13 protein-coding genes are annotated in these 26,762 nt (G+C 67.0%); 5 read left to right on the top strand and 8 right to left on the bottom strand.

Features of this window, described 5'->3' with window-relative positions; genetic code table 11:
* Window positions 1–14: 14 nt before the first annotated feature.
* The 6 genes from pbpC to argH all read right to left on the bottom strand — a co-directional run bounded on the left by pbpC (window position 15) and on the right by argH (window position 14,221).
* Window positions 15–2,360 carry a penicillin-binding protein 1C gene (pbpC, locus tag PSV33_RS04250; RefSeq protein WP_300559087.1) on the bottom strand — a complete coding sequence of 782 codons (2,346 nt, stop codon included), beginning with the start codon at window positions 2,358–2,360 and terminating at the stop codon, window positions 15–17.
* 86 nt (window positions 2,361–2,446) lie between these two features.
* Window positions 2,447–8,476, bottom strand: a complete 6,030-nt coding sequence (locus tag PSV33_RS04255) for an MG2 domain-containing protein (protein WP_300559089.1) — start codon at window positions 8,474–8,476, stop codon at window positions 2,447–2,449.
* Between the two features lie 132 nt (window positions 8,477–8,608).
* Window positions 8,609–10,099, bottom strand: coding sequence for a DegQ family serine endoprotease (locus PSV33_RS04260; protein ID WP_300559092.1), 1,491 nt, complete (start codon window positions 10,097–10,099; stop codon window positions 8,609–8,611).
* Between the two features lie 285 nt (window positions 10,100–10,384).
* Window positions 10,385–11,695: an ATP-binding protein gene (locus tag PSV33_RS04265; RefSeq protein WP_300559095.1), complete on the bottom strand. Its 1,311-nt coding sequence runs from the start codon at window positions 11,693–11,695 to the stop codon at window positions 10,385–10,387.
* A 251-nt stretch (window positions 11,696–11,946) separates the two neighbouring features.
* Complete coding sequence (locus tag PSV33_RS04270) at window positions 11,947–12,606, bottom strand: response regulator (RefSeq protein ID WP_300559098.1); 660 nt, start codon at window positions 12,604–12,606, stop codon at window positions 11,947–11,949.
* 205 nt (window positions 12,607–12,811) lie between these two features.
* The gene (gene argH / locus PSV33_RS04275) at window positions 12,812–14,221 is read right to left on the bottom strand and encodes an argininosuccinate lyase (protein ID WP_300559101.1); all 1,410 of its coding nucleotides are present in this window, start codon (window positions 14,219–14,221) and stop codon (window positions 12,812–12,814) included.
* Window positions 14,222–14,445: 224 nt separating this feature from the next.
* On the opposite strand from argH, the gene PSV33_RS04280 reads away from it, so the two are divergent.
* From PSV33_RS04280 to PSV33_RS04295, 4 genes are all read left to right on the top strand, one after another.
* Window positions 14,446–15,507, top strand: coding sequence for a sensor histidine kinase (locus PSV33_RS04280; protein WP_300559104.1), 1,062 nt, complete (start codon window positions 14,446–14,448; stop codon window positions 15,505–15,507).
* Entirely contained in the window at window positions 15,504–16,250 is a 747-nt protein-coding gene (locus PSV33_RS04285; RefSeq protein WP_300559106.1) for a LytTR family DNA-binding domain-containing protein, read from the top strand. Before PSV33_RS04280 ends, PSV33_RS04285 begins: the two co-directional genes overlap by 4 nt.
* Before the next feature lie 154 nt (window positions 16,251–16,404).
* Window positions 16,405–17,631, top strand: a complete 1,227-nt coding sequence (locus PSV33_RS04290) for an AI-2E family transporter (protein WP_300559108.1) — start codon at window positions 16,405–16,407, stop codon at window positions 17,629–17,631.
* Between the two features lie 67 nt (window positions 17,632–17,698).
* Complete coding sequence (locus PSV33_RS04295; RefSeq protein WP_300559111.1) at window positions 17,699–18,352, top strand: tRNA-uridine aminocarboxypropyltransferase; 654 nt, start codon at window positions 17,699–17,701, stop codon at window positions 18,350–18,352.
* A 159-nt stretch (window positions 18,353–18,511) separates the two neighbouring features.
* Here the strand turns inward: PSV33_RS04295 and PSV33_RS04300 are convergent, their stop codons facing one another.
* The gene (locus tag PSV33_RS04300; protein ID WP_300559113.1) at window positions 18,512–19,189 is read right to left on the bottom strand and encodes an ATP-binding cassette domain-containing protein; all 678 of its coding nucleotides are present in this window, start codon (window positions 19,187–19,189) and stop codon (window positions 18,512–18,514) included.
* Between the two features lie 226 nt (window positions 19,190–19,415).
* Between PSV33_RS04300 and PSV33_RS04305 the strand changes: the two genes are divergently transcribed.
* Entirely contained in the window at window positions 19,416–19,877 is a 462-nt protein-coding gene (locus tag PSV33_RS04305; protein ID WP_300559116.1) for a cache domain-containing protein, read from the top strand.
* Between the two features lie 172 nt (window positions 19,878–20,049).
* On the opposite strand, the gene PSV33_RS04310 is transcribed toward PSV33_RS04305, so the two are convergent.
* The gene (locus PSV33_RS04310) at window positions 20,050–26,748 is read right to left on the bottom strand and encodes a glucoamylase family protein (protein ID WP_300559119.1); all 6,699 of its coding nucleotides are present in this window, start codon (window positions 26,746–26,748) and stop codon (window positions 20,050–20,052) included.
* Window positions 26,749–26,762: the final 14 nt, after the last annotated feature.

The raw sequence follows: 26,762 nt of genomic DNA on the forward strand, positions 1-26,762 counted from the left end.
GCGCCCCGATGAAATTATTTTGATGCGCCGCGGCCAGGCTGGGCGTCGCGCACGCCAGCGCCGCGTACCTCCAGCCGGATCTCATCGAGCACCTTGCCGCCGGCATCGGCCAGCTGCACCACATGCCGTCCCGGCCAGGGCAGCCACTGCACCTGTGCGCCGCGGGCGAACGGCTTGCCGTCCATCAGCCAGCGCAGCTCGCCGCCCTGGGCGCTGAAGCTCACGCGCTGACGGTTGGGCGGAATGTCGGGGTCCAGCGCGATGATGGTGCCGTTGGTGGGCGCGGTGATGCGAGCGGCGACAGACGCCGTGTCGTCCCCCTTTTTAAAGCTTTTTTGACCTCCAGCCCTTGTCTGGTATGCGCTGGCAGCTCCTGAATCAATAGCAAAAAGAGCCTGCTCCGTGCCGCGCAGAAACCATTCTCCGCGCGCCGCCTCCACAGGCGCGCCCGCTGCGCCGGCAAAGGTCACCTGGCGTTGCACCAGGCCGGCCGGCGGCGCCGGGGCGCGGCTGGGCTCGGTGCGGTGCAGGTAATTCAACAGTGCGGCCCAGACCGGTGCCGCGCCGCTGGTGCCGCTGACGTCCCACATGGGGGCCCCGCTGGCATTGCCCACCCAGACGCCGACGGTGTAGCGCTGCGAGTAGCCGATGGCCCAGTTGTCGCGCATGTCCTTGCTGGTGCCGGTTTTCACCGCCGTCCAGAAACGTGTGGCCAGCACGCTGTCGGTGCCGAAGGTGCGCGCGCGCGCCATCGGGTCACTCAGGATGTCGCTGACGATGAAGGCGGCGCCGGGGTCCAGGGCCTGGACAGAACCCGTTCGGGCGGGGCCTGTCGAAGCCTTTTTCTTCCTGGCAGACCCTTCGGCAAGCTCAGGGCGAGCGGAAAAAGAAGGAGTGCTGTAACGCCCGTCATTGGCCAGCGCGCGGTAGGCGTTGGCCAGCGCCAGCAGCGAGACCTCGCTGCTGCCCAGCGCCAGGCTGTAGCCGTAGTAGTCGCCGGTTTCCCTCAATGGCAAACCCACGGCCCTGAGCTGCTTGTGAAAGGCATCGGGCGAGACCATCACGAGTGTGCGCACTGCCGGCACGTTGAGGGAGGCGCCCAGCGCGGTGCGTGCCGATACCAGGCCCTTGAACTGGCGGTCGTAATTCTGGGGAATGTAGAGGCCACCGGCCGTGGGGATTTGCGAGGACGAATCTTCCAGCAGCGATGCCGCGGTGATGCGTTTTTCGGCCAGCGCCTGCGCATACAGAAAGGGCTTGAGCGTGGAGCCGGGCTGGCGCAGCGCCAGCACCCCGTCCACTTCGGCCGCGCCGCTGAGTTCGCCGGATGAACCGACCCAGGCCAGCACCTCGCCGGTCGCGTTGTCCAGCACGACGATGGCACCGTCTTCCACATGACGGCCGCGCAGCTCGCGCAGGTGCTGGGTCAAGGTAGACACGGCAAAGCGTTGCAGGGGCGCGCGCAGGGTGGACGGTATCTCCGTTCGGGCCGAGCCGCCCGAAACCCTGGATGCTGCGAACCCCTCGACAGGCTCAGGGCGAACGGTGGTGGAGAGCAGTCTCCGCGCCAGATGCGGCGCTACTCCCTCGGTGGCGTCGAATGACTTGCGTTGCAGGGCCGCCGCCGCGAACAGGTCCAGACCCTCGCAATCGGCTTTCGCCGGGGCCTGCATGGTTTTGAGCACACCGCAGGCGCGCTGCGTGACCTGCACCGCTTTCGCATTCGGTGCCCGCACCAGCGCCGCTGCCAGCGCCGCCTCGCGTTCGTCCAGCCCGTGCGCCGCCTTGCCGAACAGCGTGCGGCTCAGCGCATCAATGCCGACGAGTTCGCCACGGAAAGGCACGAGGTTGAGGTAAGCCTCCAGGATCTGGTCCTTGCGCCAGCTGCGCTCCAGCAACTGGGCCGACACCGTCTGGCCGATTTTCTGCGTGATGCTGCGCCCGCCTGCGGCTGCACGCCAGTCCTCGTCGAGCAGGCCGGCCAGCTGCATGCTGAGCGTGGAGGCACCACGCGTTTTGGTGGCCCACAGATTGCCCCAGGCGGCGGCAGAGACGGCGCGCCAGTCCACCCCGCTGTGTTCGTAAAAACGCTTGTCCTCGCTGAGCACCAGCGCCGTGCGCAGGGCGGGTGAAATGTCCGGCAGCGCCACCCACTGGCCGCGCCGCACCGTGTTGTCGGTGCGCAAGCGCTGGATCACCTCACCGCTGCGGTCCAGGATCAGCGTGTCGGACGGACGGAATTCGCGTTTTACTTCATCAAAAGTGGCTGTAGCCCAGGCAGGACGGGCGCAAGCAGCTATCAAAAAAAGAGCGAGCGAAACACGGCGTGCAATAGGCAAGGGAACCCGCCAACGATGCATGCGATTTTCTGCCGGGCCGCCCCGAGGGAAATCAGCCCCCTCGGGGGGTAGCGCAGTACGTGAAGCGACAAGCGTGGGGGCCATATTTATTTGACGGCTTCCACCTTGACCCGCGCATTCGGCGTCTCGCCAAACATCTCCGGTGCATACATGGCTTCGACGCGGCTGGGCGGCAGGGCGAAGTCGCCGACGTTGTTCAGGCGCACGGTGTATTCCATCTTCACCACGCCTTTGGGCAGGTACTCGTAATAACTGCGGAAGGCCTCGAAGCTGCGTTCCTCGAAAGCCGGCCAGCTTCCACCCGATGAAGCGGATTTTTTCTCGCCGCTGGTGGCGATCTGCGAGTCGCGGCCCAGGCCGCTGCCGAGAATGGTGGCGCCGCCGGGCACCGGGTCGCTGATCACCACCCAGGTCATGTCGGCGCTGGCGTTGACTTCCAGCGAAATTCGCACCACGTCGCCGCGGGTGTAGATGCCCGTGACGGCTTGCTCCACCGGTGTGATGGTTTTCCTGATCTGGTAGCCGGCGTTGAACGGCGCTTTCAGGGGGATTGCCGCCAGCGACTGCAGCGTCAGCCAGGGTTTGCCTGTGCCTTGCTGAGTCACGGTCAGCGTGTCCTTGCCGCCGGGTGTCGTTGTGCCCCAGGGCAGGAACATGCTGTTGCCCCGCAGATTCCCGGGCGAGGCGGGCGCCCCGAAGAAGCTGCTCTGGTTGGGCGCGCCCAGTGCGTCGGTGGGCTTGATGCGTTCGACTTTCGCCCATTCCACACTGGCTGTCGCTGCAGCCAAAGCGGCTTTGGTGACACCGGCCACCGGTGCCGCTTCAAACTTCGCCGAGAACCTGTCCAGCGCCAGCCCGCCCCAGAGGTTGGCGGTGGTGGTGTGCCAGGCGCCTTTTTGCTGGCGGCCTATGAAGCCATTGGCCAGCTTGCCCATGTCGTCCTTCCAGGCCGGGTCGTCCATCACCGCCAGCATCAGGCGCGCGGTGTTGACGTCGCCATTGACCATCAGCCACCACCAGTAGTCGTCTTTCTCGGTGCTGAAGGTGAGCTTGGTGCCCTGGTACGACAGGCGCGATTTCAGCACCTGGGTCGCTTCCGCCAGCCGCTGCTCGCGTTGCGGCACGTCGCTCACACGTTTGAGGATGTTGAACCAGTCAATCACCGCGTGGGTAGGCCACTGGTTCGGTGCAATCGTGATGCTGCCCAGCATGCGGCCCTGCGCCTTGCCGTAACGCGAGAGCGCCTCGATGGCAGCCAGCTTGCGCACGTCCAGGTCCTTGCGGGGGCTCCAGAACTCGCGCTGGATGCGGCCTTCCACAAACGCAATCAGGCCGCGCTCCATGGGCGCGCGGGCGTCGTCCGGCATCGCGAAGGCCGGATTGAGGGCCGCGGCTTCGTGCGTGGCGGCCAGCAGGTAGGCCGTCAGCGTATCGCTGCCGCGCGAAGCGTCGCCGTCACGCGGCGGGAAATAACTGGCCAGGCCGTCGCTGTCGAGGTAGCCGGGCAACTGCGCCAGCACGGTCTGCCAGAGTTTGGCGTCGCGCAGGCCGACGGCCTTGCTGGTCTTTTGCTCCAGGCAGGCGAACGGGTAGTTGGCCCACCAGTCGCGCACGCCGTCCAGGCCTTCGGCGAGTTTCGGCTGCAGCGACATTTTCAGCCCCCCGCGGCCGGGGAGGGCGTCGGCCGGCGGGTTCACGTCGAGCGTGAAGGTCCCATCGACCTGCACCAGCGTGGCCTGCTGCACTGTCAGCGGCACGGCGGGGATGATGCGCTGGCGCGCTTTCAGGCCGTCGCGCGCGCCGCTGACCGTGTCCTTCGCTTCGATCTCCCAAAGGATGGCTTCCGCGCGTGTGAGCGCGAGTTGCGCCGGTGCCGTCACCATCCAGGCCACCTCACGCGCCTCGCCCGCAGGAATCTCGACGGTTTGCGGTTTGAGATCGAGCAGGGTGGCGCGCGGACTCACCTCCACCTTCATGTCTGCCTTGGTGGTGTTGCGCAGGGTGATCTGTGCGCGGAACTGGTCGTCCTCGCGCACCAGCGGCGGCAGGCCGCTGATGATCTGCAGGTCTTGCGTGGCCCGGATGCTGGTCTGCCCGGTGCCGAACAGGCCGGTGCCACTGTCGGCGACCGCGACGATTTTGAAGGTGGTCAGCGCATCGTTGAGCGGTATGGTGACGACGGCCTGACCATTCGCATCGAGCTGCAGTTTCGGGTTCCACAGCAGCAGGGTGTCCAGCAGCTCGCGCGTGTTGCTGCGCCCGCCGCCGCCACCGGCCGGCACGGCCTTGCGCCCATAGTGCCGGCGGCCGATGATTTCCATTTGCGCGGTCGAGGTTTCCACGCCCCAGGCGCGCCGTTGCAGCATCGCACCCAGCAGGTCCCAGCTGGTGTTGGGCATCAGCTCCAGCAGCGCCTGGTCCACCGCGGCCAGGGCGACCTCTGCATTGGCGGCCGGCTGGCCGTTGGGCAGCTTCGCCGTGACGGTGACCTGGGCCTGGCCGCGCACCGGGTAGCTTTCCCTGTCGGCCTGGACTGTCACGGCCAGCTGGTGGGCCTGCGTGCCGACGCGGATTTCCGCCAGCCCGAGGCGGAAGGCCGGTTTGCTCAGGTCCACCAGCGCGGTCGGCGCCACGTATTCGCGCCCCTCGTACCAGAACGAGGTCCACCATTCACGCGGTGCCTTGTAGCCCCAGGTGAAAAAGCTGTACCAGGGCACCTCGCGCAGGCGGCCGCGCAGGGCCAGCACGCTGACATACACATTCGGCCCCCAGCCCTCCTTGACCTTGAGCTGGACGGTCGGATCCTGGCCATTGAGCTGCACCACCTGGGTCTCGATGATGCCTTCACGCTCGATGGCCACCAGCGCGGTGGCAAAACGGAAAGGCATGCGCACCTGGAATTTGGCGGTCTCGCCGGGCTGGTAACTTTTCTTCTCCGGCAGCACGTCCATGCGGTCGTGGTCTTCGCCGCCGAACCACAACTCGCCCTGCTTGGTGACATAGACCGAGCTGGCGGCCTGGATGCTGTTGCCGTCCTTGTCTTTCGCGGTCACGACCAGTTCCACCTCGCCCGGCTCGCCAAGTCTGGCCTCGCACAGCAGCAGGCCGCGGTTGTCGCTTTTGCCGCTGCAGACGCTGCCGAGGTCCTTGATGTCGGTCTTGTTGTCGTAGGTGTAGAAACCGCCCACCATGCGTTTGCGGCTGGTGGTGACGATGCGCGCCACGGCCCTGACCTCCAGCGGCACATCGGCCGCGGGTTTGCCGCTCAGGTCCAGGGCCAGCGCCTGGAACCTGATCTTCTGGCTCGCGGAGACCCAGCCTTCGGTCTTGATGCCGGCCACCACGGCGGCCGGCCACAGCGTGGTGACGCTGCGAATCGTCTGCACCTCGCCATTCGGGTCGGCGTAGCTGGCTTCCAGCAACAGCTCCTGCGGTTGTTTGCTGGCGGGCAGATCGGTGATGCCGGTTTTGCCGCCGCCGTTGCGATCCAGGGTCAGGGCCAGCTTGTTGGCGACCACGCGCTGGTCCTGCGGGGCCGTGGCCTCTTCCTCACCGCCTTCACTGGCGGCGCGCTGCACGCGCGGCGGTGCGAAATTGAAGGCCTCGTAGTCGCTGTAGCTCAGGGTCTTGCTGCGCAGCAATGCGGACACGCGCACCGGCAGGTTGGCTGCGCCGCCACCCGAGACATAGTTGACCTGCACATCGGTGGGCACGGCTTTGACATTCACCAGGGCTTTTTTCTCGCTGGGCTGGATGCGGCCCTCAAGCACCGGCAGGCGGAACTCCTCCACACGGAAGGCGCCGGTGGGCGTGGCGCGGCTTCCCTGGCGCAGCTCCACCTGGTATTCGCCGAGTTTGGCTGCAGGCGGGATCGCAAAGCTGCTTTCGGCGCTCTGGCCGCCGGTGGCGGTCTTGCGCCAGTCCAACGGCTGTACGTATTGCTGGCCGCTGCCGGTGTGGGTGACGACCAGCTTGTCCGGCACGACATCGGCCAGGCCAAAACCCTGGCTGGTCTCCAGGCGCAGCAGGTGTTTCATGGACACGGTTTCACCGGCGCGCAGCAGGGTGCGGTCGAAAATGGTGTGGGCACGCTGGTCCGGGCGGATCTCGCTGCTGGTTGGCACGTTGAAGCGCCAGGGCTCGATGCCCTTGTGCCAATCGCTCCAGGTGAAGCTGATGTCTTCGACACTGTCAACAGTGCTTCCTTGAGCCCCCACGCTTTTCGCTTCGCGTAATGCGCTGCCCCCCGGGGGGGCTGTGCTTGCTTGGGGCGGCCCGGCGCCGCGCACGCGCGCACTGACAAAGTAGGCGTTGCGGTAGTCGTCGCCGCCGCAGCGCGGCGCCTCGGACGCCAGGCCCTTGAAATTGGCAATGCCTTGCGCGTTGGTCACGGCCTTGGCGAGTTCTTCGCCCTTGCAGCTGGAAACCCGCACCGTGGCACCGGCCACCGGCGCGCCCTTGTCCAGCGTGGTCACCCAGGCCAGCGCGTTTTCGCGCCCCAGCTTGAAATGCACGCCGAGGTTGGTCACCAGCGCCGAGGTGCGCACAACCATGGTCCGGCTGTCACCGTGGCGTTCGTCGAGGAGTGACGTGCCGAGTTTTTGCGAGGCAATTTCGACCACGTGAAAACCGGGCGAGAGCGGGATGCCGATCACCTCGAAGGGACGCGGGTCACCGCTCGCCGCTTTGGGCAGGTCCAGCGTTTTCACGCCGGGCTGGCCATTGAGCAAGGAGAGCATGCGCGACTGCACGTACGCTTTGCCCTGCGCGTCAAGCGCCTTGGGCAGCGTTCCCTTCACGTCCCGGCCGGCCTGGTCGCGGCCCACCTGGTAGTTGTTGTAGTGCTCCACCTTGCGGAACCAGGCAATGATGTCGGCATCGGTTTTGGGCTGCAGGTCGCTGACCTTGCCCGGCGCCAGACCCTTGACTTGCAGCGCGGCTTCGACATTGCGCAGCGTCACCGGCAGCAGCGCCGGCTCGCCCGCTTTGGCGCCGGGCTCGGCAAAACGCTCGACGATGCCGAACGGTGCGGCGGCGAACTTGGCCAGCGGCGGCATGGCGCCGGTCGCCACCTTCAGCGGAAAGTTGTCGCTATTGCGCAGGGGGCGGCCGGAAGCGTCCTTGAAGTCCTTGGGAAGCTCGAGCGTGAAGGCGCTCTGCTCTGCAAAAGGCGGCTTGAAGCTGACACCGTTGACGACGTTGTCGCCGTCGCCGCTTTCCGTGTCGAACACCGGCTTGAGCGCGCCCTTGACGGATTTGAGGAGAATCGCCTCGGCCAGCTTTCGCGGCACCGGCGCGTTGAAGTTCAGGCTCATGGGGCGAATCGGCAAACAGGCCGACTGCGCGTTTTCGCGCTCGCAGTTGAAGCTGGCAGAAAACGGCTCGCGTACCTGGAAGTTGTAGCGCCGCTCCACCGAGTTGGCCACGCCGCTCGGGGTGGCCACGCCTTTTCCGTACACCAGCTGGATTTTGCTTGCGGGTGTGAGGCGCCGGTTGCAGGCCAGCGTCACCACGCTCAAGGGGTCTTTCCCGGCGGCCTTGTCCAGGTTCTGCGACGTCAGCAGTGCCTCCCGTTCCTTGCCTTCAATCAGTTTCACGGGTACCCGCTCGCCCAGGCCTTCCACCGAACACCAGACGTTCTCCCGGACACTGGCCAGCGTGGCCGGGCCGTTGAGCTGCAGCACGAAGTACTGCTCTTCGTCGATGCGCTGGTAGGTGCCGGGCCGCAGGTTCTGCACAAAAGGGCCGCCGGTGTTGAACTTCCAGGACAGCTTGCCGCTGATGGACTGGTCTTTGGGCGAGCGGAAGGTGGGAATGCCCTGCAGTGTGCAGCTGACGCCGGGCGGCAGATCGCTGTCGAATTCAAAAGCCCATTGGCGGTCGCTGATCCAGCGGCCCGAGCCTTTGGTGGTCTGCGCGTCGCTGCAGCTCAGGCTGACAGGGGCGGGCGCCTTGGGGTCGCCGAAGTTGACGGCGCTGTCATCGAACTTGACGGCAATCTGCCGTACCCGTGCAACTTCCCCCTGGGGCGAGACGCTGGTGACCTGCAGCGCCTGGGCCTGCAAGACGCCTGCGGCGAGCAGGGCAGTGATTGTTTTTGCGATGGATAAGGCCACGTTTTCCCCTCAGATGAGGAAAGCGTAGCCGATCAGGGCCTGTCGCCTTTGTAACAAGGCGCAGCAGGCGGCGAAAACGGGTATAAAAAAAGCGGGCCGAAGCCCGCTTTGTCGATACGGCAGGCCCCGGTATCAGCCGAGATTCAGCGGCACAAAAATCTTGCTGTCGCCGCGCTGGATCAGCAGCGCGACCGACTTGCCGGACTTCGCCACCATGGCGCGCACCTGCTCGATGTTGCGCACAGGTGTGCCGTTGACGGACACCAGCACGTCACCGGCCTGAACCCCGGCCAACGCGGCGGGACCGCTGGCCTGCTGCACCAGCAGACCGCTTTCGACACCGGCTTCCTGCTGCTCGTCGGGCCGCAGCGGCCGCAGCGCCAGGCCCAGCTTGCCCTGCGCGGCACTGGTTTTCGGGTCATCGGCCTGTGCCACCTTCTGGTCGGCGCTGCCCAGCCGTGCCGTCAGCTCCCTGGCCGCGCCCTGGCGCCAGATCTCCAGCCTGGCGCTGTCGCCGGGCGCCGCCAGGCCGAGCACCGCCGGCAGGTCGCCCGACGACACGATGGGCTGGCCGTTGACCTTGCGGATCACGTCGCCCGACTGCAGGCCTGCCTTGTCGGCCGGCCCGCCCTTTTCAACACTGGAGACCAGCGCGCCCTCGGGCTTGTCGAGCTTGAAGGAGTCGGCAAAGGCCTGGTTGACCTCCTGCACCGCCACACCGAGACGCGCGTGTTCGACCTTGCCGGTGGCGACGATCTGGTTCTTGATGCGTCCCGCCACGTCGATGGGAATGGCAAAGGACACGCCCTGGTAGCCGCCGCTGCGGCTGTAGATCTGCGAGTTGATGCCCACCACCTCGCCGCGCGCATTGAACAGCGGGCCGCCCGAGTTGCCGGGGTTGATGGCCACGTCGGTCTGGATGAAGGGGACGCTGCTGTCGTCTGGCAGTGAGCGGCCCTTGGCGCTGACGACGCCCGCGGTCACGGTGTTTTCAAAGCCGAAGGGCGAACCGATCGCCAGCACCCATTCGCCGACTTTCAGCTCGCTGGTTTTGCCCAGCGCCACCACCGGCAGGTTGGCCGCGTCGATTTTCAGCACGGCCACGTCGGTTTTGGGGTCGGCGCCCAGCACCTTGGCGCGGAACTCGCGCCGGTCGGTCAGCTTGACGGTGACTTCCTTCGCGCCGCGCACCACGTGGGCGTTGGTCAGGATGATGCCGTCGGCGCTGACGATGAAGCCCGAGCCCTGGCCGCGCGTGGGCATTTCCTGCTGCGGGCCGCCGGGCCGGCCCTGGCCTTGCTGAAAGCGCCGGAAGAACTCGAAGAAAGGGTCGCCCTGCGTGCCCTCATCATCGTCCCCCTGGGCGAACGCGGAATCGTTGCTGACTTTGGTGGTTCCGGTCACGCTGATGTTGACCACGGCCGGGCCGTAACGCTCGGTGATCTGCGAGAAGTCGGGCGGTGCGACGGCCTGGATGGGCGCCGCAGCGGCGATGGCCGGCGTCGCCGCCGCATAGGACGCCGTGTGGACAGCGTTGAATGCGCTGACGCCAGCGCCGCCAATGGCGCCGGCGGCCAGCAGGGCAACGACGAGGCGGGTGTTTTTCAGTGCTGCAGTTGTCATGGCGGATTTCCTTGAAGGGGGCACACAGTGCGGTGCCGGTACTCATCAGCATGGCGCCTCTGCCTTAGGTGGGGCTTAAATGGTGCCCCCACGGTTGCTCACTGCGTGAGCGCCCTGCCCCCGGGGGGGCCGCTGCGCCTGCGGGCCGGCGGAGCCGGACCCGCGGCCCCTGCTTGAAGGGAACGGAGCCCATGCTCGTTCGTTGCGAGTCCGGATCCAGTAATTAAAATGACCTGCATCCCTTATGGAATGGCCGCAAGCAGCTATTAAATATATAGCGTCGGTTCAGATGGATGAAGGTGACTTCGGAAAGGTCACGCTCACCTGCAATCCGCCGAGGCGTTCGGATCGGGCCAGCTGCAAGGTCGCGCCGTGGCGCTCGGTGATCGCCTGGACGATCGCCAGGCCCAGGCCGCTGCCCGTTTCGGACGCTGCGCCGCTGGCGCGGTAGAAGCGGTCGAAGACACGCTCGCGGTCTGCTGCCGCAATGCCCGGGCCGCTGTCTTCCACCCGCAGCAGCGGCCGGCCCTGTGCCAGCTCGAGCGACACATCGACGCGACCCGCAGCAGGCGTGTACTTGACGGCGTTGTCCAGCAGGTTGCGCAGCAGCACACGCAGCGCTTCAGGCTCGCCCAGGACCTGCGCGCTGGCCAGATGCTCATCCGTCAGGCCCAGATCGATCTGCTTGAGCCGGGCATGCGGCAGCACGTCAGCCACCGCGAGCTTGACCACGTCCTGCAGATCAACCAGGACATTCGCCCCCGGCGCTGCCGGGCCCGGACCGGCCTCTTCGCGCGCCAGCACCAGCAGTTGCTCGACCAGCCGGATGGCACGGTCTATGCCCTGGTTCAGGCGGGCGATGCCGGCTTCGCGCTCGGCCGGGGTCTGGTCCGCCCGGCCGTTCGGGCGCAGCGCCTGCGCCTGCAGCTTGAGCGCGGTCAGCGGCGAGCGCAGTTCATGCGCAGCATCGGCCACAAAGTTCTTCTGCGCGTCAAAGGCCTGGCGCACCCGGCCGAACAGCAGGTTGAGTTCATCGACCAGCGGCCGCACTTCGTCGGGCAGGCCCGCATCGGCCAGCGGCGAAAAATCGTCGGCCTCCCGCTGCGCAACCTGGCGCCGCGTCCGTTCGATGGGCGCCAGCGACCGGTTGATGACCCACCACACCGCCAGCATCAGCAGCGGCGTCAGCAGCGCAAAAGGCAGCACGGCGCGCAGCGCCAGGGCGCGCGCGCGTGCGGTGCGGGCGTCCAGGTCCTGCGCGATCTGCACCGTCTGGAAAGGCGTCTGCAGCGAATACACGCGGTAGTGCTTGCCATGGGCCTCCACGTCGGAAAACCCCAGCACCGCGCGGGGCGGCAGCGCTGACCGCGTGGAGCGGAAGATCTGCGTGCCATCCTGGCCCCAGATCTGCACATAGAGGTCAAAGCCCGCATCGTCCTCGATCTCCGGCAGGGCGGCGCCCAGCGGGATGCCGCCGCGCAGCGTACGCGCCACCTGACGCAAATGGTCGTCGAACAGAGCATCGGCCTGTTGCAGCGCGCTGCGGTAAGCGGTGGCGGCCTGCAGCACGGCGCCCAGCAGGATGGCTGCCAACACGAACCAGAGCAATCTGGCCTTCAAGGAGTGAGCCCCCACGCCCGGCACTGCGTGTCCTTCGCGAGGCCTTGCAGGCCGCGGCTCGCGGGACGCTTCGCCTCTGTCGCTTGTCCAACCCTGCGCAGGCAGGTTTGGAGCCGCAGGCTCCAGCCCCTCGGGGGCGCTGCGCCTGCGGCCCGGCAAAGCCGGTTCCGCGGCCCCTGCTGGCAGGGAAACCGGCGCACCCTGCGTGTCTTGAGGTGCTGGAGGCGTCACTGTTTGGGCACCAGGTAACCGAGGCCGCGCACGGTCTGGATGATGTCGTTGCCGAGTTTTTTGCGCACGCCGTGGATATAGACCTCAACCGCGTTGCTGCTCACGTCGTCCTTCCAGCTGAAGAGTTTTTCCTCGAGCTGGGCCCGTGAGAGCACCGCGCCCGGCCGGGCCAGCAAGGGCTCGAGCACCGCCCACTCACGCGCCGAGAGCGACACCGGCTGGCCGTTCAGGCTGGCTTCATGGGTGGCGGGGTTCAGGCTCACGCCGCGATGTTCAAACGCTGGCTCGGCCCGCCCCGCGCTGCGGCGTATCAGGGCACGTATGCGCGCCAGCAGCTCGTCGGTGTCATAGGGTTTGACCACATAGTCGTCAGCACCGGCATCCAGGCCGGCGATGCGCTCGCCGACCGCATCACGCGCGGTGGCCACCAGCACCGGGGTGGTATCGCGCCGCGCGCGCAGGGAACGCAAGACCTCGAGCCCGTCGCGTTTGGGCAGGCCCAGGTCCAGCAGCACCAGGTCGTACTGCTCGCTGCGCAGGGCGGTGTCGGCCATGGCGCCGTCGCGCACCCAGTCCACGGCGTAGTGGACGGACCGCAGCACCGCCAGCACGGCCTCGCCGATCATGGCGTCGTCTTCCACCAGCAGTAAACGCATCAGGTGGCGCCCCCACGTTCGCGCACTACCTGTTGCCCTCTGCCCCCCGGGGGGGCGCTGCGCCTGCGGGCCGGCCCTTCGTCAGGCTCAGGACAGGCCGAGGCCGGACCCGCGGTCCCTGCTGGTTGAGTTCTGGTGGTGTGCGTTGGTCGCATGGCGGTGTTCTTTGCAGTGGTCAGTCTACAAAGCCCACCTTAACCGGGGCTTAGGCCAGCCGCGCCCGGTGCCGGGCGATCTGCGCCCGCACCTGTGCCGGCGCAGTGCCGCCCAGGGTGTTGCGGGCGTTCAGCGAGCCGCGCAGGCTCAGCACGTCGTACACGTCTTTTTCGATCTTGGGGTTGAACTGCTGCAGCACGGCGAGCGGCAGCTCTGACAGATCCACGGCGTGCGAGATGGCGGCTTTCACCGCGTGGGCCACGGCCTCGTGCGCATCGCGGAAGGGGAGCCCCTTCTTGACCATGTAGTCGGCCAGATCGGTGGCGGTGGCGTAACCCTTGAGTGCCGCGCGCTCCATGGCTTCGGGCTTGACGGTGATGCCGCCCACCATTTCGGCAAAGATGCGCAGCGTGTCCTTCAGCGTGTCGACGGTGTCGAACAGCGGCTCCTTGTCTTCCTGGTTGTCCTTGTTGTAGGCCAGCGGCTGGCCCTTCATCAGGGTGATCAGGCCCATCAGGTGGCCGACCACGCGGCCGGTCTTGCCGCGCGCCAGTTCGGGCACGTCGGGGTTTTTCTTCTGCGGCATGATGGAAGAGCCGGTGGTGAAACGGTCGGCAATTTCAATGAAGCCGAAGTTCTGGCTCATCCACAGAATCAGCTCCTCGCTCATGCGGCTGATGTGCACCATGGCCAGCGAGGCGGCGGCGGTGAACTCAATCGCAAAGTCGCGGTCGCTCACAGCATCGAGGCTGTTCTGGCAGACCTGGGGCTGGCCTTGCGCATCGACCATGCCCAGGGTTCTGGCGACACGTTCGCGGTCCAGCGGGTAGCTGGTGCCGGCCAAAGCGGCGGCGCCAAGCGGCAGGCGGTTGACGCGTTTGCGCACGTCCTGCAGGCGCTCGGCGTCGCGCGCGAACATTTCGACATAGGCCAGCATGTGGTGGCCAAAACTGACGGGCTGGGCCACCTGCAGGTGGGTGAAGCCGGGCAGGATGACCTCGACATTCTTCTCGGCAATGTCCACCAGCGCCTTCTGCAGGTCGGTCAGCAGCGCAGCTATCAGATCAATCTCGCCGCGCAGCCACAGGCGCACATCGGTGGCGACCTGGTCGTTGCGGCTGCGGCCGGTGTGCAGGCGTTTGCCGGCGTCGCCGGCCAGTTGCGTCAGGCGCGCCTCGATGTTCAGGTGCACGTCTTCCAGGTCCAGTTTCCATTCAAAGGCACCGGCTTCGATTTCAGAGCGGATCTGCGCCATGCCTTGCTGGATGGCCGCATGGTCGGCGGCGCCCAGGATTTTCTGCGCGGCCAGCATCTCGGCATGCGCCAGCGAGCCGGTGATGTCGGCGTCAGCCAGGCGCTTGTCAAAAAACACACTGGCGGTGTAACGCTTGACCAGGTCGCTCATGGGTTCGGAGAACAGGGCGGACCAGGCTTGGGATTTTTTGTCGAGTTGGCTCACGGGAGGCTTTCTGTGGAGGACCGTCTGGCGGCCGCGCTGGCGTGTCGCGGCGGCAACATTATTGGGGGAAGTACGGGTTTGACACCGGTTTCAAGCGGCTTGCCGGTGCAATACTCATGAACCTGATTTTATCTGCGTGCAGGAAGTTCCCGTAAAGCGGGCGCGCCTGGGACCTCCGGGCCAGCCCCTGCGCAGAAACCGGATACCTGCCAAGCGACCTTTTCATGCATTTCAAGCCCGACCTTTCGTCCTTTGGGGAGTCCACCGTGCTGGGCGGCCTGAGCCAGCCCGGGGATGCGCCTGCGCCCCTGCCGGCCCGTGTCAACGTGTTTGACGCCTGCAATGTCGGCGTAGTACTGCGCGCCGTGTTGTTCGTCGAGGCGGTGGTGGGCGTCGGCGCGATGTTCGGTGGCGGCATGTTTGTCGACTGGCTGCTGCGGTTTTCGCTGCTGACCGGCGGCGTGCTGCCCGCCACGCTGGCCTGGCTGATTGCCGCCTGCGTGCTCAAGGGGCGGCTGGCCCGGCTCGGCACCACCCAGCAGTGGGTGGCTGGCGTCTCCCTGGGCGCGCTGGCGGGCCTGTATGGCTGCGGGCTGCTGGTGCTGCTGAATCTGCTCAATCCGGCGCCCTGGTGGGCCAGCGCTGCGGCCGGCGCCCTGCTGTCGGCGGTGCTGGTAGCCGGGCTGGTCTGGCGCGCCAAGGCGCGTACACCGGCGGCCACGGCGGCGCGCCTGGCCGAACTTCAGTCGCGCATCCGGCCTCATTTCCTGTTCAACACGCTCAACAGTGCCATTGCGCTGGTGCGCGCCGAACCCGCCAAGGCCGAAGCCGTGCTGGAAGACCTGAGCGAGCTGTTTCGCCATGCGCTGGCCGACCAGGGCGAGGCCGTCACGCTGGGCCTGGAGATTGCCCTGGCGCGGCGTTACATGGCCATCGAGCAGATCCGTTTTGGCGAGCGTCTGCAGGTGCAATGGACTCTGGACCCCGACGCCGATGCGGCCAAATTGCCGCCGCTGCTGCTGCAGCCGCTGGTGGAAAATGCGGTGCGCCATGGCGTGGAGCCCAGTGCCCAGGGCGCGCAGATCAAGATCACCACCGAACGGCGTGGCGGGGTGGTGGTGGTCAAAGTGACAAACTCCACGCCCGCCGGTGTCGGTGAGCGGGGACACGGGCTGGCGCTGGCCAATGTGCGCGAGCGCCTGGCGCTGCTGCACGATGTGCAGGCGCAGTTCAAGACCGTGTTCAAGGACGGTGTTTTTCAAGTGAGGCTGGAGATCCCCCTATGACAGGCAAGCTGAGGGCGCTGATTGTGGATGACGAGGCGCTGGCGCGTTCGCGCCTGCGCACGCTGCTGGGCGACTGCACTGCGCCGCCGGCCTGCGTGGCTGGCGAAGCCGCGCATGCGGCGCAGGCCATGGACGCCCTGGGCCGCGAAACCTTTGATGTGGTCCTGCTCGACATCCGCATGCCCGGCGCCGACGGCATCGCGCTGGCGCAGACCATTGCCCGCCTGCCGCACCCGCCGGCGGTGGTGTTTGTCACCGCGCATTCCGAACACGCGGTGCAGGCCTTCGATCTCGAGGCGGTGGACTACCTCACCAAGCCCGTGCGCCTTGAGCGGCTGCAGCAGGCGCTACAAAAAGTGGAGCGGCTTGCGCAGGCAGGAAAAGGGCTGGAGACCGATTCGAGTGCTGATTTCCTGATCATCCAGGACCGCGGGCGGACCGAGCGTGTGCCGCTGGCCGAGGTGCTGTACCTCAAGGCCGAGCTCAAGTACATCACCGTGCGAACGGTGGGCAAAAGCTACATCCTCGACGGCAGCCTCAACGAACTGGAGGAAAAATACGCCCAGCAGTTCATGCGCATCCACCGCAACGCGCTGGTGGCCCGCCGCGCGGTGCGCGCGCTTGAAAAACATTTTGATCCCGAGGAAGGGGAGGGCTGGGCCGTGCGGCTCAACGGCATCGACGAATTGCTGGCGGTGTCGCGGCGCCAGCTGAGCGCGGTGCGCGAGGCCATCGCCGCGTGAGCCCGCCGCCTGGCCGAAGCCGCCTACCCGTTCTGGCGACGCCGTCCTGCACCGGCGGGCTGCCTGTGGCGGTGAAATGAACACCCGCAGTGTCGGAGGTGCCGCCCGGGGGCGAGAGCCTGTGACCCCGTCCAGCGCCAGACAAGGAACACCGATGAGTGAAGAAAAAACGCCTCAGACCATGCCCACAGAGCCTGTCGCCGCAGGGCCTGTTTCCGCCGATCCCGCCGATGCCACCGATCCCACCGATCCCGCGGTAACGACTTTCCCCGAGCCGGACCGGCTGCTTCTGCACATGCCGGTGGACATCCGCAACATGTCGCTGATGGTGCTGGCCGGCCTGGCCATCCTGTTCGTGCTGCACTGGGCCAAGGCGGTGTTCATCCCGGTGATGGTCGGCGTGTTGTTCAGTTATGCGCTCTCGCCGGTGGTCAACTGGCTGGAACTCAAGCGCGTGCCGCGCTGGCTCAGTTCTGCCGTGCTGCTGCTGGCGATTCTGGGCACGATCGGCTCGACGGCCTGGTCGCTGCGGGACAACGCGGCGCAGCTGGTGGAATCGCTGCCTGTGGCGGCACAAAAATTCCGCAATGCGACGAAGGTCAGGACCGGACAGTCGGACAGCACGCTGGACACCGTGCAGAAGGCCGCGTCGCAGATCGAGCAGGCCACCCAGGACGGTGCCAAACCGGGCAACACCCGCGGCGCCATGCGGGTGGTGGTCGAGCGGGCCAGCTTCAACGTCAAGGACTACCTCTGGACCGGCACCATCGGCCTGGTCACGCTGATCGGGCAGGCCGTCGCCGTCATTTTTCTGACCTATTTCCTGCTGCTGTCGGGCGACAGCTTCCGGCGCAAGCTGCTCAAGCTGGCGGGTCCCAGCCTGAGCAAGAAAAAGGTGACGCTGCAGGCCCTGCATGAGATCACCGGCCAGATCCAGCGCTACCTGCAGGTGCAACTGCTCACCAGCGCGCTGGTCGGGGCGCTGACCTGGCTGGCCCTGCTGTCCCTCGGACTGGAGAATGCGGCGGTCTGGGGCATTGTTGCCTTCGTGCTCAACTTCGTGCCTTATGTGGGTTCACTCATCACCGCCGCCGCCACGGCGCTGGTCGGCTTCCTGCAGTTCGGGACGCTGAACATGGCGCTGGTGGTCGGTGGCGCCTCACTGTTCATTCACACCATCGTCGGCAACCTGATCACGCCCTGGCTCACCAGCCGGGCCAGCCGCCTGAGCCCGGTGGCGGTCTTCGTCGGCCTTCTGGCCTGGGGCTGGCTCTGGGGCGTGTGGGGCCTGTTGCTGGGCATTCCCATCATGATGATGGTCAAGTCGGTCTGCGACCGCGTGGACGACCTCAAGCCTCTTGGCGAGTTTCTGGGGTCCTGATCCACTTGCGTGTTCTTGACCATTTTGGCTTTAAGCCCTTTTGTGGTCTGCGCAAGCAGCTATTGATTTGATAGCTAACACGGCACCGCCCCGCCGCCCGTTTTGTCCGCGTTGCCTGCGTCCGCAGAGCGTCTGCATCTGCGCCTGGGTCAGGCCGGTGGCGCACGAGGTCGAGGTGCTCATCCTGCAGCACCCGCTGGAGGTGGATCACCCCAAGGGCAGCGCGCGGCTGCTGCACCTGAGCCTGCCGCGCAGCCGCCTGGTGACGGGCGAGGTGTTTGCCGACGCGGCCCTGCTGGCGGCGCCGTTTGAGGCGGCTGGGGCCGTGGCGGGCACCCCGCGGCACAACCTTCTTTTGTACCCGGACATACCGCAGGATCAGGTCATGGGTGTGCCGGCCCCGCCCGCCTTGCCCGCCGGGTGGCTGCGCGAGCCCTCCAGGCTGCGCCTGATCGTGCTCGACGGCACCTGGCGCAAGAGCCGCAAGATGCTTTACTTCAGCCCGCCGCTGCAGCAGTTGCCGCGTCTGTCGCTGCAGGGCCTGCCGCTGTCGCGTTATGGCATCCGTAAAGCGCATCGGCCCGACCAGTTGTCGACGCTGGAGGCGACGTGTGCGGCGCTGGCGCAGCTGGAGGGGCATGCCGAAAAATTCCGGCCCCTGCTGACGGCCTTCGACAGCTTTGTAGCGAGCCAGCTTGCTTACCGGCAGGAGAAAGCCTAGTACGGCAACCCGAAAATATCGAAACATGAAAGCGCGCCTTCGTACCCATCGCGGCGTTGCAATCCTTGCGAAGGCGTACAGCCTTCGCTGCGGCTTGCGCCTTGTCCTGGGCACGAAGTCATCACTTTCATTTTGGCTCGCTACTTTCGTGTTGCAGTACTAGTCGCCCAGGTCAATCGTTTCTGCCAGCGGCACACCGGCCGGCGCCGCATAGTCAGCGACCACGAAAGCGCGCGTGGGGTGGGCGGCGGCGTTTTGCAGCAGCGCCAGGATAAAACCCATCGACGCTTTGTCCAGCGCGGCAAACGGCATGTCCAGCAGCGTCAGCGCCGCACCCGAGGCAAAGGCCGCCGCCAGCCAGACCTTGCGCTTCGAGCCGGTAGACAACATGAAAAGCTGCTTGGCCAGCTCCGGCGCCAGCGCCAGGCCAGCCACACACCGCGCCAGCATGCCATCGTCAAAACCGGCATACGCCTGGCGCTGCATGTCGAAGTAGTGCGTGGGCGTCATCTGGTCAAACGCCTCTGTGCGAGGCTCCGTCCAGAACACCTGCTGGCGATAAGCCGCGGCTTGATCCCGCAGGGACACGCCGTTGATCTTCAATATTCCTGAGGCTGCCGGCAGTTGCCCTGCCAGCAGACGCAGCAGCGTGGTCTTGCCGCGCCCGTCGCCGCCGCGCACGAAGGTGACGCCCGGTGAAATGGCAACCGACAAGCCGGCGAACAGTTCGCACTCGGGATAAGAAAAGCACAGGCCTTCCGCCTGGAGAACCACGGAGCAGGCCGCTGCGCGCGGGGAGGGAAGGCCTGGACGATCCGTCAGGTCAGGGTGTGTCATGTCTGTATTGGACACGATCCGCCATGGCCTGCACGCCGGCGCCAACCATCGTCTCCATCGGCGCGTACCAGGGGACTGCCGGGTCGGGAATGCCGGGCTGTGCAAAAAAAAGATCCCGGCCCTTCATTTTTCCTGCGCGCGGCCGTTATGCATGAAGGCACGCGTCACTGCGCGCCTGCTGTGCTCATCCGGCAGTCCGGATTCAGAAAATAAAGGAACAGTCATCATGAAAAAATTTCTCCAGGTGCTCGTGGTCGGTCTGGCCGCCCTGAGCTTCAACATGTCTGCCACGGCTGCCGGCGAACAGGGGTCGGCCGCAGAAGCCACCGCGCTCGTCAAGAAGGCTATTGCCTACATCAAAGCCAACGGCAGGGAAAAGGCCTTCGCGGAATTCAGCAATCCGAACGGCCCTTTCAGGGATCGCGACCTCTACATGACCACCGTTGACACGGACGGAAAGATGCTGGCGCATGGCGTCAATCCCAAGCTGGTCGGCAAGTCGCTGATCGAACTCAAGGACATTGACGGCAAATATTTCGTCAAGGAATACATCGACCTGGCCAAAGCCAAGGGCAATGGCTGGGTCGATTTCAAATGGCCCAACCCGATCACCAAAGTCGTCCAGCAAAAATCCATGTATGTCGAGAAAATGGACGACCTGGTCGTGGGTTGCGGCATTTACAAATAAGGCGGCTCCCTGAACAGCACCGCCCGGGCGGTTGCCGCGCCCCGCAGCGGGGCGACTCCGGCGGGGTCTGCAAGACAAGTCTGCCTCGCGCGGGCACTGCGGATGAAAACGGCGGCTTACCCTTGTCCGGCAAGCGCAGCATGCTTCAAAGAAGATAGCGGCTGCCGTCGCCTCAGGGTCTGGCCTGCACCAGCAGGCTGGCCTGCATCGGCAGGTCCGCCAGCCGCACTACTTCGCCGGGCGCCAGCACACGGTCCGGCTTGAAGCCTTCTTCCGGCGCCACATCGGCGCGTTGCCAGCGCAGCGTCACCACCCGTCCGTCAAGACGCAGCGTGATGCCAAACGATGGCCAGTGCGCGGGCACACGCGGCGTCAGCGACAGCTCGGCCTGGCGAACGGACAGGCCGAGCAGCGTTTCCATGGCCGCGCGGTGCAGCCAGGCCGCCGAGCCGGTGTACCAGCTCCAGCCGCCGCGCCCCACATAGGGCGCAGCGCTGTAGATGTCGCCGGCCAGCACATAGGGTTCAATTTCGTAGGCGGGGCCGCGTACCGGGTCGGCGCTACGGTGCGCCGGGCTCAGGGCTTCCAAGCTGCGCCAGGCGGCTTCGACGTCGCCGCTCAGGGCCTGCGCCATCATGGCCCAGACGCCGGCGTGGGAGTACTGGCCGCCGTTTTCACGCACGCCGGGCGGATAGGCCTGGATATACCCCGGGTTGTTGGCGGCATGCTGCAGCGGTGGGTCCAGCAGGCGCAGCAGACCGGCGTCGTGGTCGATCAACTGCTGCTTGACGGCCAACATGGCCGGCACGGTGAAGGGCTCGGTGGAAGCACCCGACAGCACCGACCAGGCCTGCGCGATCAGGTCGATGCGGCATTCGCTGTTGGCGCTGGAGCCGAGCGGCGCGCCGTTGTCAAAAAACGCACGGCGGAACCAGGCGCCGTCCCATCCGGCGTCGTGCAGCGCGGCGATCCAGCCTTGCCGTGCCTGCAGCCATTGCTCGGCGCGAGCGGTCTCGCCCCGGGCCTGGGCCAGCGGGGCAAAGTCCTGCACCACGCGGCACAGGAACCAGCCCAGCCAGACGGACTCGCCCTTGCCTTCGTGGCCGACACGGTTCATGCCGTCGTTCCAGTCACCGGTCCCCATCAGCGGCAGGCCGTGCATGCCCACGGCCAGGCTGCGGTCAATGGTGCGCGCGCAGTGTTCGTAGACGCTGGCCGACTGCGTGCTGGTTTGCGGCGGGTAGTAGGCGTCTTCAGCGCCGTCGGGAATGGCCGGCCCGTCGATGAAGGCCACCGATTCGTCGAGCAGGGCGATGTCGCCGGTGATGTCGACGTAGTGCGCGCAGGCATGAGGCAGCCAGAGCAGGTCGTCGGAAAAATGCGTGCGCACGCCTTCGCCGCCCGGTGCGTGCCACCAGTGCTGCACATCGCCTTCGGGGAACTGGCGCGAGGCATTGAGAACGATCTGCGCGCGCAGGCGCGCCGGGTCGGCCAGGCCCAGCGCCATGGCGTCCTGCAACTGGTCGCGAAAGCCGAAGGCGCCGCCGGCCTGGTAGAACCCGGCCTTGGACCACAGCCGGCAGACCACGGTCTGGTAGATCAGCCAGCGGTTGACCAGCGCGTCGAACAGGGGGTCGGGTGTTTGGACCTGCACCGTGCCCAGCAGTTGCGACCACCAGGACTGCACCTGCTGCAGGGCCTGGCTGGTGTCCCGCTGTGCCCACTGCGCTGCCATCCGCTCGGCGCCGGCCCCGTCGGCCGCATGACCGAGGATGAAGCTGAACCCCAGTTCTTCGCTGCCTGCCAGTACGAACTCGCTGGCGAGGGCGGCGCACGGGTCGACGGCGCCGCCGCTGCGCCGGCCCAGGCTGGCGGGCAGCACCAGCTGGCCCAGCGTGTCAAAAAATTCCCCGCGGTCGCAGGTCCACTGCGTTCCGCCCGCCGCACCTGAGAGGGCCAGGAAGGCCGTGCTGCCGCCAAAGCCCCCGCGTCCTTCACGCTGCTGGGCGAACACGGCCACCCGCTCAGCGCCGTTCCAGGTGTGCAGCGTGCGCCGGTTGCCCCGGGCTTCCCCCATCTGCCACTCGACCATGGCGATGGCGCGCAGCCGCCGCCGGGCGCCGCCCTGCTCGAGCCGCACGCGCACCTGCACCACCTTGATCGCGTCGTGCAGGTCGGCAAAAAACGTGGTCTCCAGCTGCAGGCCGGCGTGCCGCCCCTCAAACACCGAATAGCCCTGGCCATGGCGTATTTGCCAGCTGCTGGCCGGTGCGGCCAGCAGCGAGGGCGCCAGCGGAAAAACCTCGCCGCTGTCCAGGTCCTGCAGCAGCCAGTGTTCAAACGCGGGGTCGCGCACCGGGTCGTTCGACCAGGGGGTGACCTGGTGCATGCGGCTGTTGCCGGCCCAGGTGTAGCCACTGCCGGTCTCCGACACCTGAAAACCAAAAGACGGGTTGCCGATGACGTTGACCCAGGGCCGGGGCAGGCGCTGACCGCCTGTCAGCTCGAAACGGTATTCGCCGCTGGCGGCGTCGAAGCTCCCCGTTGCCACCCCGGCCGCCGCGACCGGCGCGTGACCGGCCAGCGCGGTGTGCGCCACCGCGTCGACCCGCTTGGGCAGCCAGCTTTCGCGCAGGGCTGCAACCTGCACTTCCAGGGGCCGCCCGTCGGCGTTGAGAACCACGCGGGCCAGCCCGGTCAGCGCGCTCTTTTCGCCAATGGACATTTCCTGCTCGCGCAGCAGGAAAAAACCCGCCGCCGTCGATGCGGCTTGATCGCGCGGGAAGCTGTGCTGCACCGCCTGCGTCAGGCGGTCGCGCAGCGCGAGGATGTCGCGTTGCAGCGGCATGAGGTAGGAGTTGACCTCGCTGTTGACCACCACCACATCGACGGCCAGTCCGCCGAAGGCCCACCAGGGCTGGGCGCGGAGCAGGGCATGCACCAGCGGCAGGCCGGCGGGGGAATGGATGCGCAGCAGCACGATGGGCTTGTCGCCGGACAGGCCGAAGCGCCAGAGCTGGCGCTGGTCCAGCGGGCTGCGTTCCGCCGGTCGGCCCACGCTGTACATCAGCGCCGTGCTCATGTCCTGCAGCGCCAGGTTTTCCTCAGGCGTGAGTGCCAGGTCGCGCAGCCGCACCTGGGCCAGCGTGGCGGCCATGCGGGTGGCACGCTCCACGTGCATGGGCTGCAGGTAGTTGTCGATGCGGGGTACCAGCTCCTCCGCCGTCTCGGCGGCCGTCGTGGCAAAACTCAGGCGAGCCAGTGCGCCCGGCGCCAGTCGCAGGGTCACGCGCAGGCTGGCCACCGGGTCCAGGCCGTTGACCGGCTGGTCCTGCGTATCAAAAGGCTGCTCGCCCAAGGCGGGCTGATGCGCCGGATGGTGGCGACCGGCGAACACGCGGCGGTCGGCAATACACGCCACCGAGATCAGGTCGGCATCGGCCTCGGCCAGAAAATGCGCCACCGTCATCTGCGGATCACCGTGCAGGCGTGGCCGGCGCGTCAGCATGAGGGCGCGCCACTGAGGCTCCCAGCGGGTCTGCACAAACAGGCTGGAAAACGCCGGGTGGGCCTCGTCGGCGCGCGGGTCGGCCAGCACCGCCTCAAAACAGGACACCAGCTCCAGCACCCGCTCGGTGCGCCCGGTGTTGAGCAGCGTCACGGTGCGCAGTTCGGTGTCGTCTTCGGGGCTGACCAGTACGGTCAGCGTGGTGCTCAGGTCCTCGCCCTGCGCGTCGTACTGCACCCGGTCGGCCATGAAACGGGCCTGGTAGTGCCAGCCCGGGCCTGGCGCCGGCCGGGCCGTGAGCGAGCTGATAGCGGGGGTACCGTCCGCATCGGCATGGACAAGGTAGAAGAAACTGCCGTAGCTGTCACGCAGCAGGTCATCGCGCCAGCGCGTGATGTTGCGGCCGCGCCAGCGGCTCAGCCCGGCGCCGTTGGCGCGCAGGGCGACGTTGTAGTGGCCGTTGGACAGCAGGTGGGTGGGTTTCCAGCCGCTGCCCAGCGGGTTCAGCTCGCGTGACTGGAACACGGGCTCGGGCGTGTAGCCGCCGGGCTCGGGCGGCAGGCGCGGGTCGGCACTGCGGACAATCTGCCGCGGGGTGTTTTCATGCAGCAGGGCCTCATGCGCACGCACCAGCGGGTCGGCGCAGAACCAGCGCCGCGGTGCATGCCTGCAAAGCACGTTGCACAGCGCCGCCAGCGCCATGCCCTGGTGGTGCGCCATGTACGCCTCAACCATGCTGGAAGCCTGGGCGTCCGACCTTTCCGGCTGGCGTGCGACGGTGAAGTCCATGGCTTCAAAAAACCCCAGCTCGCCGCGCGCGCCCAGTTTTTCCAGGCGCTGCAGGTTGCGCACGGCGCCGCGCGCATCGAACAGCGTCGCCAGCAGCGTGGCGTAAGGCGCGATCACGCGGTCGGTGGGCGGGGTGCGCCGCAGCGCCAGGCGCGGCACGCCGAAAGGCGAATACTGGAAGGCCAGCGAATGGTCCTGGGCGAAATAGCCGGACTCGGACACGCCCCAAGGGAGTTGTTGCGCAGCGCCCCAGGCTTGCTGCTCGGCCACCGCCGCGCGGGCCGCCGTGTGCAGCAGACCGTAACCGGGCTCCGACATCAGCAGCGAGGGCATCAGGTATTCGAACATCGAACCCGACCAGGACTTCAAGCCCGGCACCACGCCCACCGACAGGAAGGGGCGGCCGAGGGCTGCCCAGTGGCGCCGCGGAACGTCGCCCTTGGCAACCGCCAGAAAACTGGTCAGCCGGGACTCGGAAGCCAGCAGGTCGTAGTAGCTCGCGTCGAGTGCATGTTCCTGCACGCGCAGGCCGATATGAAAAAGATGGCGTTTGGCGTCGTACAGGCCGCGAAAGTCCATGGCCGCGTACAGGGCCTGGCAGCGTGCGGCCAATTGCAGCAGGCTGGCCTGCGCCGGCTTGCCGTCGGCACCGCTTTTCGCCAGGCCGGTACAGGCCTGCGCGACGGCCAGCAGCAGGCCGGCCAGGTTGCCGCTGTCGACGACCGACACATAGGCCGGTTGCAGCACTTCCAGCGTTCGTGTGTCGTACCAGTTGAGCAGGTGGCCGTCGTGCCGGGGCAGGCGGTCCATGCTGTCCAGCGAGGCCTGCAGCCGGCTGATGACTTCGTTCGTGCTGATCCAGCCGAACTCGCGGGCGCAGCAGATGGCCAGCAGGTACAGGCCGATGTTGGTCGGTGAGGTGCGATGCGCCAGTGTCGGCTCGGGCACCAGTTGCAGGTTGTCCGGCGGCAGGTGGTTGTCCTCGGCACCGACCGAATGCTCGAAAAAGCGCCAGGTGTCGCGCGCCAGCGTGTGCAGGTAGGTCCGGTCCTCGTCGCGCAGGTGGTGCGCCGGGTTCGGCGCACGCGGCCGGCTGGCCCACCAGGCGGCCAGCGGCGACACCGTCCACAGCAGGAACAGCGCCGTGCCGGCAACCGGGTGGGGACTCCACAGTGCGGCGACCGCCAGCGCCGCGCAAAGCAGCGACACCGGTGCCTGCTGGCGCACGAAGGCAGCAAGCTCATGGCGTGCGGCGGCCTGGGCCTGGGCAGCGGTGCTCCACTCAAGCAGTCCGCGCCGGCTCACGCTCATGCGCCAGACGGAGCGCGCGATGGCGTCGAGCAACAGGGCGGCCTGCACCGGCAACTGGCTGAACTGCCAGGCGGCGGCGCCCAGGGCGCGCAGTACTTCGCTGCGGCCCACATGGAAAAAATGACCCCAGGCGATGCCGCGGCGCGTCGGAACCAGGCCGGCCAGCGCGCCGAGCAGGGGCCCGGCCAGCAGGGCCGCGAAGGTGACCGACAGTGCCGTGGTCAGCGGCAGGGCCGCCGTGAAAACAACGCAGGCGAGCAGGCCGACGGTGGCGGGAATGACGACCGAACGACGCAGGTTGTCGGTCATTTTCCATAACCCCAACGCGTCGATGCCGTAGTGCCTGGCGTGCGCCATGAAGGGCAGCAGTTGCCAGTCGCCGCGCGTCCAGCGGTGAATGCGCGAGGCGGCCACACCCGCATGGTGGGGTTGCTCTTCGACCAGTGCAACGTCGCTGACAAAGCCACAGCGCGCGATGCTGCCTTCGAGCAGGTCGTGACTGAGAATGGACCCGGTCGGCAAGCGCTCGTCGAGGACGGCATGCACCGCAGCGACATGCAGCAGGCCCTTGCCGCTGAAACTGCCGCTGCCGAACAGATCCTGGTACACCTCGGAGACGCCGTTGCTGTACGGGTCGATGCCGCACTGCCCGGCAAACAGGCGGTGAAAAGGGGTGCGTTCGGCGGGTCCCGGCAGCGGCGTGACCACGCGTGGCTGCAGGATGCCGTAGCCGGCCACCACGCGGCGCGAGGCGGCGTCGACCCGCGGCATGTTCAGCGGGTGGGCTGCGACGGCAACGAGGTCGCGCAGGGCGCCGGGCGGCAGGCCGGTATCGCTGTCCAGCGTCACGATGTAGGGGATGGGGTCGGCCAGCCGCTGGCCTTCCGCCAGCGGCATGAAGCCGTCCATGCGGCCGGTGACCAGCGAGCGCAGCAACTGTTCGAGTTTGCCCCGCTTGCGCTCCCAGCCCAGCCATTTTTGCTGGGTGTCGCACCACTGGCGCGGGCGATGGATCAGCAGAAAGCGTGCCGGCGCTCCGGCCGGCGCGGGGTGGCGTGCATTGAGTGCGTTCACTTGCGCGAGGGCGGCATCCAGCAGCGCTTTGTCATCGGGCATGGTTTCCCGCGGGGCATCCACCCAGTCGGTCAGCAGGGCAAACTGGGCCTCGCGTTCGCGGTTGGCCAGCCAGTGCAGCTCAAGCCGTTCTGTCAGTTCGCCAATCGTCGCGCTGGAGCTCAGCAGCGTCGGCAGCACCACCAGCACGCGGTGTTCGGGCG

Origin of the sequence: Polaromonas sp. (assembly GCF_029945895.1) — a bacterium.
Taxonomy (GTDB): domain Bacteria; phylum Pseudomonadota; class Gammaproteobacteria; order Burkholderiales; family Burkholderiaceae_C; genus Polaromonas.

Coding starts and splice junctions, on each gene's coding strand:
- PSV33_RS04285 (WP_300559106.1), top strand. CDS start 15,504: ATGACAGGCAAGCTGAGGGCGCTGATTGTGGATGACGAGGCGCTGGCG.
- PSV33_RS04280 (WP_300559104.1), top strand. CDS start 14,446: ATGCATTTCAAGCCCGACCTTTCGTCCTTTGGGGAGTCCACCGTGCTG.
- pbpC (WP_300559087.1), bottom strand. CDS start 2,360: ATGCATCGTTGGCGGGTTCCCTTGCCTATTGCACGCCGTGTTTCGCTC.
- PSV33_RS04270 (WP_300559098.1), bottom strand. CDS start 12,606: ATGCGTTTACTGCTGGTGGAAGACGACGCCATGATCGGCGAGGCCGTG.
- PSV33_RS04300 (WP_300559113.1), bottom strand. CDS start 19,189: ATGACACACCCTGACCTGACGGATCGTCCAGGCCTTCCCTCCCCGCGC.
- PSV33_RS04305 (WP_300559116.1), top strand. CDS start 19,416: ATGAAAAAATTTCTCCAGGTGCTCGTGGTCGGTCTGGCCGCCCTGAGC.
- PSV33_RS04290 (WP_300559108.1), top strand. CDS start 16,405: ATGAGTGAAGAAAAAACGCCTCAGACCATGCCCACAGAGCCTGTCGCC.
- PSV33_RS04260 (WP_300559092.1), bottom strand. CDS start 10,099: ATGACAACTGCAGCACTGAAAAACACCCGCCTCGTCGTTGCCCTGCTG.